General features: G+C 35.5%; 12 protein-coding genes and 2 pseudogenes. 7 read left to right on the top strand and 7 right to left on the bottom strand.

Annotated elements, in window-relative coordinates:
* Positions 1 to 110 precede the first annotated feature (110 nt).
* From KORDIASMS9_RS00140 to KORDIASMS9_RS00130, 4 genes and pseudogenes are all read left to right on the top strand, one after another.
* Positions 111 to 524, top strand: coding sequence for an Rrf2 family transcriptional regulator (locus KORDIASMS9_RS00140; RefSeq protein WP_114900909.1), 414 nt, complete (start codon positions 111 to 113; stop codon positions 522 to 524).
* 77 nt (positions 525 to 601) lie between these two features.
* Positions 602 to 1105 (top strand): annotated as a pseudogene (argS, locus tag KORDIASMS9_RS23985) (arginine--tRNA ligase); the annotation flags it as partial.
* 360 nt (positions 1106 to 1465) lie between these two features.
* Positions 1466 to 2701, top strand: a pseudogene (gene argS / locus KORDIASMS9_RS23980) (arginine--tRNA ligase); the annotation flags it as partial.
* Between the two features lie 113 nt (positions 2702 to 2814).
* Positions 2815 to 4521, top strand: coding sequence for an Eco57I restriction-modification methylase domain-containing protein (locus KORDIASMS9_RS00130; RefSeq protein ID WP_114900907.1), 1707 nt, complete (start codon positions 2815 to 2817; stop codon positions 4519 to 4521).
* Here KORDIASMS9_RS00130 and KORDIASMS9_RS00125 read toward each other — a convergent pair.
* From KORDIASMS9_RS00125 to KORDIASMS9_RS00100, 6 genes are all read right to left on the bottom strand, one after another.
* The gene (locus KORDIASMS9_RS00125) at positions 4508 to 5626 is read right to left on the bottom strand and encodes a nuclease (RefSeq protein WP_114900906.1); all 1119 of its coding nucleotides are present in this window, start codon (positions 5624 to 5626) and stop codon (positions 4508 to 4510) included. The genes KORDIASMS9_RS00130 and KORDIASMS9_RS00125 overlap by 14 nt on opposite strands.
* The gene (locus tag KORDIASMS9_RS00120; RefSeq protein ID WP_114900905.1) at positions 5619 to 5861 is read right to left on the bottom strand and encodes a helix-turn-helix domain-containing protein; all 243 of its coding nucleotides are present in this window, start codon (positions 5859 to 5861) and stop codon (positions 5619 to 5621) included. The genes KORDIASMS9_RS00125 and KORDIASMS9_RS00120 overlap by 8 nt, the downstream gene beginning before the upstream one ends.
* A gap of 147 nt (positions 5862 to 6008) precedes the next feature.
* Positions 6009 to 6482 (bottom strand): hypothetical protein, encoded by a 474-nt coding sequence (locus KORDIASMS9_RS00115; RefSeq protein ID WP_114900904.1) that lies wholly within the window; start codon positions 6480 to 6482, stop codon positions 6009 to 6011.
* A 122-nt stretch (positions 6483 to 6604) separates the two neighbouring features.
* Positions 6605 to 8911, bottom strand: coding sequence for a TonB-dependent siderophore receptor (locus KORDIASMS9_RS00110; protein ID WP_114900903.1), 2307 nt, complete (start codon positions 8909 to 8911; stop codon positions 6605 to 6607).
* Positions 8904 to 9800 (bottom strand): FecR family protein, encoded by an 897-nt coding sequence (locus KORDIASMS9_RS00105; RefSeq protein WP_114900902.1) that lies wholly within the window; start codon positions 9798 to 9800, stop codon positions 8904 to 8906. Before KORDIASMS9_RS00105 ends, KORDIASMS9_RS00110 begins: the two co-directional genes overlap by 8 nt.
* Before the next feature lie 353 nt (positions 9801 to 10153).
* A complete protein-coding gene (locus tag KORDIASMS9_RS00100) occupies positions 10154 to 10669 on the bottom strand; it encodes an RNA polymerase sigma factor (RefSeq protein WP_114900901.1) in 516 nt (171 codons plus the stop codon).
* 134 nt (positions 10670 to 10803) lie between these two features.
* Between KORDIASMS9_RS00100 and KORDIASMS9_RS00095 the strand changes: the two genes are divergently transcribed.
* A complete protein-coding gene (locus tag KORDIASMS9_RS00095; RefSeq protein WP_162819685.1) occupies positions 10804 to 12795 on the top strand; it encodes a LamG domain-containing protein in 1992 nt (663 codons plus the stop codon).
* Between the two features lie 97 nt (positions 12796 to 12892).
* On the opposite strand, the gene KORDIASMS9_RS00090 is transcribed toward KORDIASMS9_RS00095, so the two are convergent.
* Complete coding sequence (locus KORDIASMS9_RS00090) at positions 12893 to 13558, bottom strand: hypothetical protein (RefSeq protein ID WP_114900899.1); 666 nt, start codon at positions 13556 to 13558, stop codon at positions 12893 to 12895.
* A gap of 350 nt (positions 13559 to 13908) precedes the next feature.
* On the opposite strand from KORDIASMS9_RS00090, the gene ffh reads away from it, so the two are divergent.
* Positions 13909 to 15240, top strand: a complete 1332-nt coding sequence (ffh, locus tag KORDIASMS9_RS00085; RefSeq protein WP_114900898.1) for a signal recognition particle protein — start codon at positions 13909 to 13911, stop codon at positions 15238 to 15240.
* A 146-nt stretch (positions 15241 to 15386) separates the two neighbouring features.
* Positions 15387 to 16274, top strand: coding sequence for a bifunctional 5,10-methylenetetrahydrofolate dehydrogenase/5,10-methenyltetrahydrofolate cyclohydrolase (locus KORDIASMS9_RS00080; protein WP_114900897.1), 888 nt, complete (start codon positions 15387 to 15389; stop codon positions 16272 to 16274).
* The last annotated feature ends 49 nt before the right edge of the window (positions 16275 to 16323 follow it).

Raw genomic sequence — 16323 nt, 5'->3', positions numbered from 1 at the left:
ATTGACAGATAATTTGTGAATACCTTTGTTTTTAAGGAACAACCAATTATTTTTACGCGCAAGATTGGAATGCCTCGAAACATGTTCACACATCTTAGAAAAATAGTCACATGCTTTCTAAAAAAACGAAATACGGATTAAAAGCATTAAGTTACATTGCCAAAAAAGGCGATGATGCGCCCGTGTTGATCTCTGAAATTGCTACCGAAGAGAATATTTCCAAAAAATTTCTAGAGGCAATTCTATTACAACTCAAAAACAACGGTTTATTAGGTTCTAAAAAAGGAAAAGGCGGTGGTTATTATCTCATTAAAACCCCAAGCGAGATCAAAGTTGCTTCACTCATCAGAATCTTAGAAGGACCGATTGCCATGTTGCCCTGCGTAAGTTTAAATTTCTACGAAAAATGTGATGATTGCAAAGACGAGGAAAAATGTGGATTGCATCACATTATGCTCGAAGTGCGCGACAATATGCTAGCCGTTTTGGAAAATAAAACTTTGGAAGATTTAACGAATTTGTAAATCCAAATTATCTCCGCTACTTTTCGTTATTCATCCTCAATAATTGATATCTTTGCATCTTAAATTTTTTTGAGATCATGAATATTCAAGAAGTATTAGCGGCAAAAGTCAAGGAAGCATTCGAAACGTTATACAACGCAACTTTAGAAAACGTTGAGTTTCAGGCAACGCGAAAAGATTTTGAAGGTGATATCACGGTCGTGGTATTTCCGATGCTACGCGTTAAAAAAATGAATCCTGCACAACTCGGTTCAGCGTTAGGAGCGTATTTGGTTGCCAATGTTGCTGAAGTAAGTCGCTTCAATGTGGTCAAAGGATTTTTGAATCTTGTGATTGATGATTCATATTACCTAAACTTCTTCGCGAATATTACCCATAATGAAACCTTTGGTCATGAAATTCCTGTAGCTGGAAAACGTGCTGTAATGGTGGAATATTCTTCACCAAACACGAACAAACCCTTGCACTTAGGACACATTCGTAACAACTTGTTGGGATACAGTGTGGCGGAAATCATCAAAGCTTCAGGCAAAAAAGTATACAAAACACAAATCATCAACGATCGTGGAATTCATATCTGTAAATCCATGTTGGCTTGGCAGCGTTTTGGAAATGGCGAAACACCTGCATCTACAGGATTGAAAGGTGATAAGTTGGTAGGGAATTACTATGTTTTATTTGAAGTAAAACTTCGCGAGCAAGCAGAACCTATCTTTAAAAATTATACCAACAATCATTTTGATCCTCCAACAGCTTTAGAAGCTACCGTGAAAGAGCATAACGTATTGATTGAAAAATTAAAGTCAAAGTGGAGAGAAGAAGTAGCTAATTTAGACCACGAAGCCATTGCAAAGTTAGGTGCTGATTTTGATGTCAAGCTTCAAGAAGCCATTGCGAACGGTTTGTTGATCTCTAAAGTATCAAAACTTATTTTAGACAATACGGCAGAAAGTGATAAAAATGCGGTAGAAAAGGTTGTTAAAAAGTTTGATAAACTTATAAAACCAGTTACAGACTTAGAGCGTAAAATCACAGATGAAATTGGAAAAGTGATCAAAATCTCGAGAGATACCACGGAAATCATGGAAGCAGCAAAAGAAATGTTGCGTAAATGGGAAGCTGGCGATGAAGAAGTTGTGGCACTTTGGAAGCAAATGAATCAATGGGTGTATGACGGTTTTGCCATTACGTATACAAACTTAGGTGTTGATTTTGATGTCTTATATTATGAAAGTGACACGTATTTATTAGGAAAAGATTTTGTAAAAGAAGGCTTGGAAAGTGGCGTTTTTTATAAAAAAGAAGATGGTTCTGTTTGGTGCGACTTAAAAGATGAAGGTTTGGATGATAAAATTGTACTACGTGCGGATGGAACTGCCGTATACATGACACAAGATATCGGAACGGCAATTCAGCGTGTAAAAGACTATCCAGATATTGGCGGAATGATTTACACGGTTGGAAACGAGCAAGATCACCACTTTAAAGTACTGTTCTTAATCTTGAAAAAACTCGGATTTGATTGGTCTAAAAACCTACATCATTTATCATACGGAATGGTAGATTTACCGCAAGGAAAAATGAAAAGTCGTGAAGGAACGGTTGTAGATGCAGACGATTTAATGATAGAAATGGCAACAACGGCAAAAGAAATTTCACAAGAATTAGGAAAGCTTGATGGATATTCGGAAGAAGAAAAAGAGGAACTCTACAAAATCATTGGAATGGGCGCATTGAAGTATTTCATTCTAAAAGTTGATCCCAAAAAACGCATTCTGTTTGATCCGAAAGAATCAATTGATTTTGCAGGAAATACTGGGCCATTCATTCAATATACATACGCGCGTATTCAATCCATTCTGCGCAAAGCGGATTTTAATTATTCAAAAGAAATTAGTGGTATTGATATAGATATTCGTGAAAAAGAAATTGTAAAACAATTGCAAGGATATCCTGTGGTAGTTCAATTGGCGGCCGATAATCAAAGTCCTGCGGTGATTGCGAATTATACCTACGACTTGGTGAAATTGTACAATTCATTCTTCCAAAATATTTACATTTTAGGAGAAGAAGATGAAGCTAAAAAAATATTTAGAGTTCAGCTTTCCAAAAAAGTAGGAGACACCATCAAAAATGCTTTTGGATTGTTGGGAATTGAAGTTCCGGAGCGAATGTGATTTTTGTAAAAAATTATGCCGAACTTGTTTTAGATATTTTTTAGAAGAAAAGAATCATATAGTAATACTATCTAATTGTTGTATATTTTAATGATTACAAGTATCTTCACTTTATGAAAGAAGTCAATCTAATTAAAGAAACTGGGGCGACATTCACACCAAAAAAACTTGCTAACTTTCTAGCAAAACGAATCTTGTCATATATTGAAATTGATCAACCTTTAATTGTTGATCCTGCTTGTGGTGATGGAGCTTTGTTAACTTCGATAGGTAATCAATTAGATAGTCAAAAGAGAAAATATAGTATACTAGGTTACGATACAAATTTTGATTATTTAATAACTGCACGTAAAAATTTGACTGAGAACATTAGTTCAAAATTTCATTTAGAGAATGAAGATTTTTTAGAAAAAACAGATATTGACTTAGCCCAGCAGGCTCTGAATTTTGAAGAAAATAAGGGTGCTAAAAATAATTTTGCTGATATAATAATAGCTAATCCTCCGTACGTAAGAACTCAAATTTTAGGAGCTGAAAAGGCCCAATTTTTAGCAAAAAAATACAATTTAAAGGGCAGAGTTGATCTGTATTATCCTTTTTTAATAGCAATGACTAGTGCATTAAAAGAAGGTGGTTTAGTTGGCGTGATTACATCTAACAAGTTTCTAGTTACGAAAAGCGGAAATAGCATTCGAAAGTTTTTATTTGAAAATTTTGATATCTTAGAAGTAATTGATTTAGGTGATACAAAACTTTTTGACGCAGCAGTTTTACCTGCAATATTTATTGGACGAAAGAAAAAGAATGCGTCAAATAGGACTGCCAAGTTTTTAAAAATTTATGAAGAAAATAATGAGTACACAGGAAATTTTATTAATTCAGTAGATGTATTTGATATATTAAATTCAAAAGCACAAGGATATTTTTCAGATGGATTGAAACGATACAAAAAATCATCTGGAATCATTAAGTTTACTCAAACCAAAGAAAATAATTGGGCAATGCTGTCCAAATCTGAAGCAAACTGGGTTGCCCAAATAGAAAATAACTCATTTGAAACTATTGGCGATTCTTTTAAAGTAAGAGTAGGAATAAAAACCACGGCAGATAAAGTCTTTATTAGGGATTCTTGGGATGAATTAAATGGAAACAAGCCAGAAGATGAAAACTTAAAAGAATTGCTGTCGCAAGAAAACATTAAGCCTTGGGGTTTTTGTAAAAAGAAACAGCTAAAAGTTTTGTATCCTTACATTTCTGAAAACAGTCTAAAAAAATTAGTGGATGTCGATCAGTATCCGAAAACAAAAAAATACCTAGAAGCGCACTCAGAAATTTTGAAAGGAAGAAAATACGTGACAAATTCAGGAAGAAAATGGTTTGAAATTTGGGTGCCTCAAAATCCATTTTTATGGAAATTTCCAAAATTGGTGTTTCCTGATATCAGTGCAGTTCCAAGATTTTACTTTGATAATTCAGGGAAAATCGTAAACGGAAATTGTTATTGGATTGTCGCTACTGAGCAAAAAGACAAAGACAAACTTTTATTAATACAAGGAATTTCGAATTCCAAATTAATGACGAAGTATCATGATTTGGTTTTTAGTAATAAATTATACTCAGGGCGAAGAAGGTATTTTTCTCAATATGTTCAAAATTATCCTTTACCAAATATAAATTCCCCTGAATCACTTGATGTTATTCGTTTAGTAAAAAAAATTAATAATACATCAGACGAAACAAAAACTAAAAAATTAGTCCATACATTAGAAGTTTTAGTGGCTAAAACTTTTGGAGTTGAGCCAGTATTTAATCTGGATTAATAACAACTTTCCCTGTATGCTTTTCAAAGAAATCCATAGGAATAGATCGTTGACATTTATAACTTTGATCAGATACATACGAAAAAACATCTCCCAATTTTTCTCCAGGACTCAATATGATTCCCTCAATTATCTCTGTTTTAGGATTTGTTAAGGCTATTAAATATCGAATGTCAAAAGTTGTAATATGTAAATCTTTAATGATCACTTCTTCTTTTTCAGGTGAAAACTTTCCTAAATCAACCGTTTGTGTATCTTGAACTTTTACTTCAAGTAATTGATTGGGAATATCAGGAAAACCTCCATGAAGTAATTCCTGATTAGTTAAAGGGTAGTCTAAAAGTTCTAGCACTTTTTTTTCCAAAGCTTGTCCTCGATTTTTAGTAGCATTCGCAGGGATTTTATAACCAATTAGTTTCTCTGCAACCAGTATTTTTATAAGCTCAATAGAGAGTATTTCATTTGATTTAGCTTCTTCAGTCATATTATGTTTAGGAGGTTCAAAATCATGGCAGATTAAATAAGATAACTTTTTTGAGTCTTTAAAAAACATGATTTTATCATCACTTGCATAGATTTTTTCGCGAATTTTAGTCGAAATTAGAAGTTGATGCTTAATTGTAGGTTTCCCAAATACGCCAAACTTTTCTACAATATACTTTGGAGTTGCTATAATGATACTTGCTATTTTTTTGTTTTCAACATCGATTTTCGTGAGTATGAAACGCACATCATTGCATTTTAAAATTTCGCCAGACTCGTATTTAATTAGTAGTGTTTGACTGGAAGGTATTCGATTCCAAACTTGTAAATTATAAGTTTTTCCACTCGTTACAATGTACGTGTCAATAAATTCACGCACTATTTTAGGAATGCCTTTCTTTTTGGGAGGAACGATCTCATATTCACCTTCTATAGCAGCTTTTGGAAGCGGAAATTCTTCCAATCTACTAGCGATTAACTTTCGTAAATTTGAACCGTCAGTTCTAGATTTACCTGATAAAATAAACTCAGCTCCAACTAGTGGTTTAAGTCTTTCTTTTAGGATTTCTAATGTGGTTAATTTTGTAGGAGAAGATGCAGGTATTTTAAATACTTTATTCATTATCAAAGTTAAAGAGTTGAGAAATAGAAATATGTAATGCCTTACAAATCTTTCTAAGGTTAATAACTGCAATATTTCTTTCACCTCTTTCCACAGAACCTATGTAAGTCCTATCAAGATCAGCTTCAAATGAAAGTTTTTCTTGTGAAAGCCCATTTTTTATTCGTAGTTCTCTGATGTGAGCACCAAGCCGTGTTAAAAACTCTTTTTCATCTTTTTTATAAGAAGATTGCATTTTTAAATATTTGTAGTAAATATCGCTAATTGATGACTATAAGACTACGGATTATAAGTATCAATCAGTAATTTTTTTGTCTATGAAATAGATAAGTATTTGAAACAACTATAATTAAAGTCTAAAACTCCACTCGAAAACTCAAATTTAATGCAATGCTAAATTTTGGTTTTTTGTAAGCGCTATTTTTCTTGAATATAGCAGATTTAATAACTGCATTTTATTTTTAATTTGTAGTAAAGCCGAAAATTGGTATTCAAGGCTTTTAATAATGAAGACTGTATTGCTTTTAGTCAATTCCAAGTTGCTTAATCTTTCATATAAACTATCCGACAAATTTTCATGGTGAGTTTCCCTCATGTGAGTTAGATAATTGCTGAATGTCATGTCTTTAAATAGAAGTTTATGAGCAGCATTCGCTTTCAAAATATAATTTTCGATGTCCAGCTGAACCTCTTCTGATAGCTTTTGAGTTGCTTTAAATTGAGCTTCTAAAGGATCGATCTCTTCTTCTTCTTCCAGTTTCTCTTTTTCTGCAGGCTTTGAAAAGAAACCGTATTTAAAATCAATAATAGCAATAATAGCAATGATAAACCCTAAAATTCCAATAGTTATTTCCATGTATTCTAAAACTATGATAATATAATTAAAGATCAAAGTTGCTTATCATTTTTTTAACATCGATTATTGTACTTCACTATGTTGTACTATATCTAAAGATTACATATAGAATAATTCCTTGCTTAAAAGTCTAAACGAAAACTCAAATTTGGCGTAATGCCCAACGCGCGATTTTGTATCTGCGAAACAACTTCATTGTCCAAATTGTAATATTCATTCAACACGTTTTGTTGATCAAAAATGTTCCAGATAGACAACCCGATTTTGGAGTAGATTTTTTTCTTTTTGGAAAGTGTCAAACGATAGGTAGCCGAGAAGTCCGTTCTAAAATAATCCTCTAAGTTTGCTGCATTTGGCGCATTATAGTTGATTTCTCCGTTGGTGAGATTTGGTGTGCCAACGGTTGTGTTTGGAATTCCAGAACGATAATTAGTTCCCAATGAAAATTCAAAATTCTTCCAAGAATAGGTTGCGCCAAGCGTAAAATTGTGCGTGATGTCAATATTGTTTGGAAACGGATTTCCGCTATTAAGCGACGTAAATTTATACTCGTTTTTGCTTACGGAATAACTCAACCAAGTATTCAAATCGCGCCATTTTTTGTTGAACAACACATCAATTCCATAAGTTTTATAACTTCCGACAGCATTGACAAATTGAAACTGATTTTGAAACCCTTGGCTTCTTGTCGTAATTCCGTCAACTTCTTTAATGTATGCTTCAGCCGTTATCAACAAGTTGTTTTTGTTATATTGAACGCCCACAGAAGCTTGTTTGCTTTCAATTAGTGGAACAGAAGTTCCATTGGCTAAGGTCCAACGGCGTTTTTCAATGCCTAAAAAATCATTCTGCAAATCAATGACTTGTGAAATGGCCTGACTTTTAAATTCACCCAACACCAATACACTAAAATAATCTGAAAATTGTTGCCTAAAATTCAAACGCGGCTCAAAACGAAATTTGTCAATCTTTCCATACCGATTGCCACGAATTCCAAACGTTAACATGGTACGATAACTATCTGAAAAATAATGCACTTCTGAATACAACGCGTGAGTTCGCATGACATCTTTGCGTTCGCTGCGAAATTGCGGATTGCTCACATCTTGAATATTCGTAATGCCAATTTCTGAAAACTGATAGCCAGTTTCTAGGGTGAAATTTTCATCAATACGATAGTTTGTATGCAATCGAATTGCGCTGTCTGCCAAATCATTCTCTTGAAAAAGGCGTTGATTGTCCGTGATGTTAAAATTGGTCGCTTCCAAATTATAATTGGACGTATACAGTTGTACTTGCGTAGAAAATGCAGGATTCCATTCGCGATTGTACGTCAAACCAGTTGCCAAGTTTCGTTGCGTGATTCCACTATTTACCGCTTGTCGTCGGTTGTTCAGTGTGGCTTCTTCCGTGTAACTTAGGTCATTAAAAATATTCAAAAAACTAAACTGCAAATTGTCTGTTTTCGAAATATCATAGATAAACTTCGTACTCATGTCATAGAAATAAAAATCTCTATTCGTTGTGGTTGTAGAATTTGTATCCTGATTGTTATTGGTGATGTCCGTATCTTGAAAAATTCGATCAAAATAGATAGCATACGTTGGTGTTTCAAATACATCGGTAATCGAACGACGCGCCGAAACTTGCACTTCCATTTTTTTGTTGAGTTGTACTTTGGCGAAACCGTCAACGTGTATGAAGTTCATTCCCGCGCCAGCGATTAAAGAATCATTTACATGTTGGTCCAAATCCATCTGAATCATCCCAGAAACGCCATCGCCATGTTGCGCACTTGTACCGTTTTTAGTAACGGTTACTTTTTTGAGAAAATACGGATTAAACGCAGAAATCAATCCGAAAAAATGTCCAGATTGATACATTTTAATATCATCCCACAATAAAATATTTTGATCGTTGGTGCCGCCACGAATGTTGATATTGGAAACCGTTTCGTTCACGCTAGAAATTCCTGGCAAAGCTTGAATCGTCAATAAAACGTCAGGTTCTGTAACGCCGGGAAGAATGCTGAAATTCTTAGGTTTTACCGTAATTTGTCCTGTTCTATTCGTAGAAATTCCAGAAGCAATATACTCGGTCAAATAAACTTCATCCAACTCTTGAATTTGATCTTTAAACACCGTAATGGCAATGTAGCGTTTGTTAATAATCGTGAAGCGCAAATTCGTTTCCGACTCAAAACCGTTTAACAAATCCCGTAAAGAAATCGTTTTTTTGATCGGAGTTACCAAAACCGTGTCGAGTGTATTATCTACATACGAAAAAACAACATCGTAGCGTTTTTGAATTTCGGGTAATAATTTGGACAGTAATCGTTTATTCTCTTGATTTCCCTGTGCGATAAGGCACTGAAAACTAAGAAAGAAGCAAAAAAAAGTGAGAAAGTTGCCTACGCGTTTTTTAATCACGTTTTAGAATAATCGAATTTTGTTTCTTCTGATACTGTAAGTTAAACGGTAATGTAATAGATTTTAGTGCCGTGTCAATATTGGTGTGTGTAAAACTTCCCGTCACTATTTGAGAAGTGTTAATATTTTCGACTTCAACCGTTACATTATACTGTCGTTCAAACTCTTGAATTACTTCTTGTAAAGGTAAACTTTTAAAAGCACTTTCATTGTGTATCCATGTAGGTTCTTTTAGATTTTCTTCTTCGTTGCGGAATTCTTTCCCATTCAGTATCAAATAACGTTGCCCTGGTTTTAAAACCACTTTTGTATCATTGTGCGTTACTTGTACAGCGCCTTCATAGCAGAAGACTTCAAACAAGTCGTCGCGCTGTTTTACATTAAATTCTGTTCCTAAAACCGTGACAATTCCGTCGTCCGTAATCACACTAAAGGTCTTTCCTTTGGCGACTTTAAAATAAGCTTCTCCGTCTAAATTGACTTTGCGATGTTCTTCCCAAGTAGCTGCATTATACGACAAACTTGTTACTGCGTTTAGGGAAACTTCGGAAGCATCGGGTAGTTCGATCAACGTTTTATGTGCCGCAACGGTGTCATGTGTTGTGAGCGTGGGGAATGTCATATAATAGTATGTGCCAAAACCGATGACTAAAATTGCGGCAATTTTAAGTAAAGGTTTGAACCATGCCGTAGGTTTGAATGTATCTTTTTTTGTAGTAGTTACTCTAGTATAAGCAGCATCTGCGTCCACTTTTGGCGCTTTAAAATACTGTAAGGCGTTTTGCATCTTGGTCAATTCCTCATAATCTTCCAACCTTTTAAAGGCTTCCAATTCTTCAGAAGTCAACGCATGATCAAGCCATTTTTGAATTAATTCTTCTCGTTCCATAATCGTTACTTATCTATATAACAACTTACTATCTAAAATTCCCCTGTTCTTTTGTTAGTATTGAGTATTGAGATTTTTTCAAAGCTAAACACCTACACTTATAAACACTTAAACTTCAATCAACAAATCGTCACTTCGAGTGAATTTGTGCAACAAATTTGTATCGAGAAGTACTTTGAATACAACTGCTTCTCAGCAGATTTCGATACAAAATCTTTTCAAAATTTCACTCAATCTGACGTTTTGAGAATCAAAAATCAAAAATCGTTGATCTTCAATCATAACTGTCACATCGAGCGCAGTCGAGATGAACAATCAACAATCGTAAATCGTAAATCAACAATCGTAATTCCCTAAAGCTCTTCAATTTCTTCTCGCAACTTTCGCAATGCTCTATAAATACGTTTTTCAACCGCTTTTGCCGAAATATCCAAAAGTGTCGCAATTTCCTTATGCCGTTTTCCTTCCACACGATTCATCAAAAAAGCCGTACGTTCGGATTCTGTCAAATTTCCAATAGCACGCTGCAATTTTTGTAAATATTCTTGCTCCTGCATTAAAAATTCAGGACTTTCATTCGTATGCGATTTTGGCTTAATTTTTTGATGCTGCAGCACCACTTTATGATGTTTTACTTCATTCAGCATCATATTATTCCCAATGGTAAACACGTAACTTTTCGCTTTTTCGGGTTTTACTTTGCCACAATTTTGCCACAATTTGGTAAATGCTTCCTGTGTTTTATCTTCCGGATTCAAATAATCGCCAAACTTGTAGTACAAATACGAATACAGGCTTTGGTAATGCTTCTTAAAAAAACTAGAAAACATCACTTCATTGCAAATATTATCTTGGAGCGATTTTGGCATGTTGGTTGGCTTAACAATGGTTAAAAGTAAACATAAATTTTTTATAAATAAAGGTGGGAATTTTGCCGTTTGAGTTGTTTCATTAATAGCATACTAAAAGAGTAGACTACTATTATATGAATAAAATTGCCCCAATGAAAGTTATACAAACGGTGTTTTTGCTTTGCGCGATTGTACTTTGTTTGTATGCATGCCAAGAAGAAACAGTACAAGCTTCCGAACCTGACACGGAAGCCACTTTGGTTGCCAATAGTACCTTGCCACGATTGATGGAACGCGTTTCATTGTTAGATGGATCTTTGGACAATTTGATTGACAATGCCAATTGTTTTTTGGTCGATTTGCCTGTGACGGTTGCCATCAATGGAACGACGATTACAGTAAATAGCAGCAATGACTATCCTGCAATTCTTGAATTATTAAGTCAGTCTGATAATACTTCGGTTGCCATTACGTATCCTATCACCATTATTTTAAGCGATTATACAGCAATTACTATAGAAAACCAAGCAGCATTGTTGGCGCAGGTTGCAACTTGTGCAGGACCGAATCAACCCGATATTGACATTGAATGTGTAGACTTTCAATATCCGTTTAGCATTGCCGTGTTTGATGTAAATTTTGAAGTGACGGAAACAGTTACCATTTTGGATGACGAAACCTTGTTCTACTTTTTACAAACACTTTCCAGTGGCGTTATTGCCAGCATCAACTATCCAATTAGTTTGGTGAAAGCCGATGGAACTGTCATCACGGTGAATACTAATGAAGAATTGGAAACGGCGATCGCTTCCGCAGAAAATACTTGCGACGAGGACGATGACAACAATCACAACGACGCCAATTGCACCGAAGCACAAGTGTCTGCGAGTTTGGTAGACTGTTTTTGGCGAATCACCAATTTTGCAGGAAATCAAGAACTCGAATATGAATTTTACTTTACTGATGATGGTTCGTTTACCTTTTCAACAGATCCGACAAGTAGCACCGTTTACACAGGAAATTGGGAGGTTGCCATTTCAGAAGGAAGTTTGGTGTTAAATGTAAGCAATATAAATACTGAATTGACTGTTTTAAATGGTTCGTGGATTATTGACGAATGTAGCGAAGATCAATTGACAATTCACAGCGGAAATCAAGAAATTACCTTGCAGAAAGTTTGTGAAAACGCGACACCTTTTGAATGTTTTGAAAATCTACAAACGACGATTTGCGATGAAGAAAATCCGTTTGATGGTTTTGTAGCAATGAATTTAGAACAATTATTCATTAATACGATTAGTTGTACGCAAGAGTTTACCTATTCATTCCATTACTCGCAGGTAGATGCAGAAACGGATGTATCTCCAATATTTCCAACGTCGTACACCAACACATCCTCACAAGAAACTTTATACTTACGCATTGAAGATCTACAAGGAACATTTCAAATATTTACCATAAACATTTCTGTAGAAGAATGTTGCACCAACAATACGGTTTTAACAGAAAACTTAGTGTTGTACATGCCGTTTGCCAACGAAACTAAAGATTTAGTGAGCAATTGGGAAGCTTCCAATACCTATAATTATGTGGCAGACAGAGCAGGAAATTCAGCCTGTGCTATTGCGTTCAATGGTAATGAAATGGTAGAAATTCCTGTGACAAACACCAACCAAATTGTACAAGGAGATTCATTTTCGGTAAGTCTATGGTTTAAAATGCAAAATACAAATCCTTCCAATTACGAAATTCTATTCCAAAAAGGAAGTGCGGTGAGTGAAGGTTTCCAAATCAGTGTGTTCGATTTGAATACGCCAGTTTTCAGTGATGCAGATTCTGGCTATGGTTTATGGGACGATCCGTGGAATATGGACGCCAATTTACCAACCGACACGACCAATTGGCATCACTTAGTCATTACAGTTGATGGAAATAATACCGTGGGTTTATACCGTGATGGCGCGCAACAAAATGTAGACGAAAATGCAAGTATTGACATCGGAAATACTCCTTTGATGAACTATATTTTAGGAAATGGTTTTGAAGGGCATTTAGATGATATTAGAGTATACAAAACAGCGTTGAATCCGAACCAAGTAAGTGTTTTATACAACTTGGAAGCTGATTGCAACGTGTGTTTATAAAAAATAAAAATTAAGTGTTTATTTAAGTTAGTTTAGTGACTACTTCAAAGCCGCCTTTAGTTGAATTAGGGCGGCTTTTTTTATGGAATAAATGTATTTAACTTGGAGCTTTTTCTAGGAGTTCTGCTGCTTCTTTAAGCATATTAATTTTTTCATCAATTTCTGCCATTAAATTTTCCGCTGCTTCCGGATTGATCTTTTTTCGTTTGGAACCTGCTTTTCCCATTTCCTGTTTATACGCTTCCAAATGTGCCAATTCAGGATGATCTCTTTGCAAGGCTTCCGCGACTCTACTATTGAAACGTCCAATTTCGGGTGTCATTTTTAAAAATGTGGGTGAGAAGAATTTATCTTTGACAGCTTCCCAATAGGCTAGTGGATCTTCTTCTTGATTTGGAAACTCAATTTTTTCAAAACGCAATTTGTTCATGCGTTTATTTTCTCCTAAATATAGAAATCCGATCACCAATCCTATAAACGCTAGAAAAATACCAAAAGTGACTCCAATTCCTGCCCATTGATACGTGGCATACGTAAAAATAAAAGGCACAGGAATACTCAATATCCACATAGGAATAAAAAAGAGACGTCCGTTGAAATCTCCAGATTTTCCAATAAATGAAGCTACTAAAATCATCCAACTCATGCAGATGACCAATATTTTTTCATTCATGCCACCAAGTGCATAAATGATTATAAAAGGAATAGATAATACCGCAGCAAGTAATACTACTAAAATAGCAGCGAGGTTAAAAATAATCATGGTGTATACAGTTTTAAGAGTTTAAATATAAAAAGATACTGTAAAAGTAAACAATGATTTTGTCATTTTTAGTTTCGTTAAGGATGCTATAACTTGGTACAGCGTAACAATTTTACTTAGGGATTTCTATTTTTATATGAACTTGGCGTTAAGGATAGGAGCAAGTTACCGTGTAACGCGGATAGCCTGACCGCTTGCGGGAACGCCCATTTTGAATTTAGAAGTTTCTTTGAAGCCCTCTAATACCTAATGCCCAATCCCTAATTCCTAGAAAACCTAGTCCGTTTAAACTTTCAAAATTTATAAGTTTCCACTATCTTTGCCACTTCTCAAAAAAAGAATGAAGTCGTATGTTTAATAATTTAAGTGAAAAGCTAGATAAAGCGATGCATGTCCTCAAAGGACATGGAAGTATAACGGAAGTAAATGTTGCGGAAACGTTGAAAGAAGTGCGTAGAGCCTTGCTTGATGCCGATGTAAACTTTAAAATTGCCAAAGATTTTACGAAAAGAGTAAAAGAAAAAGCTTTAGGACAAAACGTATTGACAACCTTACAGCCAGGGCAGTTGATGGTGAAAATCGTAAAAGATGAATTGACAGAATTGATGGGCGGTGATGCCGCAGGAATCAATTTGTCTGGCAAACCATCAATTATTTTGATGTCTGGATTGCAAGGTTCGGGTAAAACGACGTTTTCGGGAAAACTTGCCAATTATTTAAAAAATAAAAAGTCGAAGAAACCTTTATTAGTTGCCTGTGATGTATACCGTCCAGCGGCGATTGATCAGTTGCATGTTGTAGGAGATCAGATTCAGGTTGATGTGTATTCAGACAAAGGAAATAACGATCCAGTTGCCATTGCAGCAGCAGGAATTGCACATGCAAAGCAACATGGACACAATGTAGTCATCATTGATACCGCAGGTCGTTTGGCAGTGGATGAAGCGATGATGACCGAAATAGCAAACATTCACAAAGCGATTGAACCACAAGAAACCTTGTTTGTAGTGGATTCTATGACAGGGCAAGATGCCGTGAATACTGCAAAAGCCTTCAACGATATCTTAAATTTTGATGGTGTTATTTTAACCAAGTTAGATGGTGATACGCGCGGTGGAGCAGCGATTTCTATTAAATCTGTGGTGAACAAACCTATCAAATTTATTGGTACAGGTGAAAAGATGGAAGCGATTGATGTTTTCTATCCTTCACGTATGGCGGATCGTATTTTGGGAATGGGAGACGTTGTTTCGTTAGTAGAAAGAGCGCAAGAGCAGTTTGATGAAGAAGAAGCGAGAAAGTTACAGAAGAAAATTGCTAAGAATCAGTTTGGTTTTGACGATTTCTTAAAGCAAATTCAACAAGTAAAGAAAATGGGGAACATGAAAGACCTAGTCGGCATGATTCCAGGTGCTTCCAAAGCAATGAAAGGTATGGAAATTGAAGACGATGCTTTTAAACATATTGAAGCGTTAATTCATTCCATGACGCCAGCAGAACGTTCCAAACCAGCGATGATCAATGCAAGTCGTAAAAAGCGTATTGCCAAAGGAGCAGGACGTTCGGTTCAAGAGATGAATCAGCTGTTAAAGCAATTCAATCAAATGAGCAAAATGATGAAGATGATGCAAGGTGGTGGCGGAAGAAAGCTGATGCAAATGATGAAGGGAATGGGAGGCTAAGCTTCGACTTCGCTCAGCTTGCTTAGGGAATTTTAAGTGTTAAATGCTGAATTTTAAATGTAAATTTTAGCTTCGCTCAGTTTCTTTTAATTTTTCAACAACCAGCACCAGCACCAGCAACCAGAAACAACACAACACAACTATACATGATTTTATTAGATGGAAAAAAGGTATCAAACGATATCAAGGACGAAATAGCAGTAGAAGTCCAAAAAATGAAAGATCGCGGAGAAAAAGTACCACATTTAGCCGCAGTTTTGGTGGGAGATGATGGTGCGAGTTTAACATACGTTGGAAGTAAAGTGCGTGCCTGCGAACGCGTAGGCTTTGAATCTACCTTAGTGCGCATGTCGAACACGACTTCTGAATTGGAACTGTTACGAAAAATAAAAGAATTGAATGAAGATGACGATATTGACGGATTCATCATTCAGTTGCCTTTGCCACCGCAAATTAATACACAAAAAGTATTGATGGCCGTAAATCCAGAGAAAGATGTAGATGGTTTTCATCCAGAGAATTTTGGTAAAATGGCACTGGATATGTCAACCTTTATTCCAGCCACGCCTTTTGGAATTTTAGAACTTCTAGAGCGTTATGATGTAGAAACCAAAGGAAAGCATACTGTAGTTATTGGAAGAAGCCACATTGTAGGAAGACCGATGAGCATTTTGATGGGAAGACGTGGTTTTCCAGGAAATTCTACCGTTACCTTAACGCACAGTCACACAAAAAATATTACACAAATTACCTGTCAGGCAGACATTATCATAACCGCATTGGGACAGCCAAATTTCTTAAAAGCCGAAATGGTAAAAGACGATGCTGTTGTCATTGATGTAGGAATCACGCGTGTGCCAGACGAAACCAGAAAACGTGGTTATCGCATTACAGGTGATGTAGATTTTGAAAATGTTAGCAAAAAAACAAGCCACATTACACCTGTACCAGGTGGCGTTGGACCGATGACGATTGCTATGTTATTAAAAAACACCTTGCTTGCCAGAGAAGGACATCGAGAATCAAAAAAATAAACAGCCTTTATTTTATAAAGACTTAAAGCGATCTTTGAAAAAAGGTCGC

Origin of the sequence: Kordia sp. SMS9, from assembly GCF_003352465.1 — a bacterium.
GTDB lineage: Bacteria > Bacteroidota > Bacteroidia > Flavobacteriales > Flavobacteriaceae > Kordia.
This window is presented reverse-complemented; position numbering and strand designations above follow the sequence as displayed.

Bases quoted from the DNA above. Each gene is read 5' to 3' on its own strand.
- KORDIASMS9_RS00095 (WP_162819685.1), top strand. From the start codon at position 10,804: ATGAAAGTTATACAAACGGTGTTTTTGCTTTGCGCGATTGTACTTTGT.
- KORDIASMS9_RS00115 (WP_114900904.1), bottom strand. From the start codon at position 6,482: ATGGAAATAACTATTGGAATTTTAGGGTTTATCATTGCTATTATTGCT.
- KORDIASMS9_RS00140 (WP_114900909.1), top strand. From the start codon at position 111: ATGCTTTCTAAAAAAACGAAATACGGATTAAAAGCATTAAGTTACATT.
- KORDIASMS9_RS00080 (WP_114900897.1), top strand. From the start codon at position 15,387: ATGATTTTATTAGATGGAAAAAAGGTATCAAACGATATCAAGGACGAA.
- KORDIASMS9_RS00090 (WP_114900899.1), bottom strand. From the start codon at position 13,558: ATGATTATTTTTAACCTCGCTGCTATTTTAGTAGTATTACTTGCTGCG.
- KORDIASMS9_RS00125 (WP_114900906.1), bottom strand. From the start codon at position 5,626: ATGAATAAAGTATTTAAAATACCTGCATCTTCTCCTACAAAATTAACC.
- KORDIASMS9_RS00120 (WP_114900905.1), bottom strand. From the start codon at position 5,861: ATGCAATCTTCTTATAAAAAAGATGAAAAAGAGTTTTTAACACGGCTT.
- KORDIASMS9_RS00130 (WP_114900907.1), top strand. From the start codon at position 2,815: ATGAAAGAAGTCAATCTAATTAAAGAAACTGGGGCGACATTCACACCA.
- KORDIASMS9_RS00100 (WP_114900901.1), bottom strand. From the start codon at position 10,669: ATGCCAAAATCGCTCCAAGATAATATTTGCAATGAAGTGATGTTTTCT.
- KORDIASMS9_RS00105 (WP_114900902.1), bottom strand. From the start codon at position 9,800: ATGGAACGAGAAGAATTAATTCAAAAATGGCTTGATCATGCGTTGACT.
- ffh (WP_114900898.1), top strand. From the start codon at position 13,909: ATGTTTAATAATTTAAGTGAAAAGCTAGATAAAGCGATGCATGTCCTC.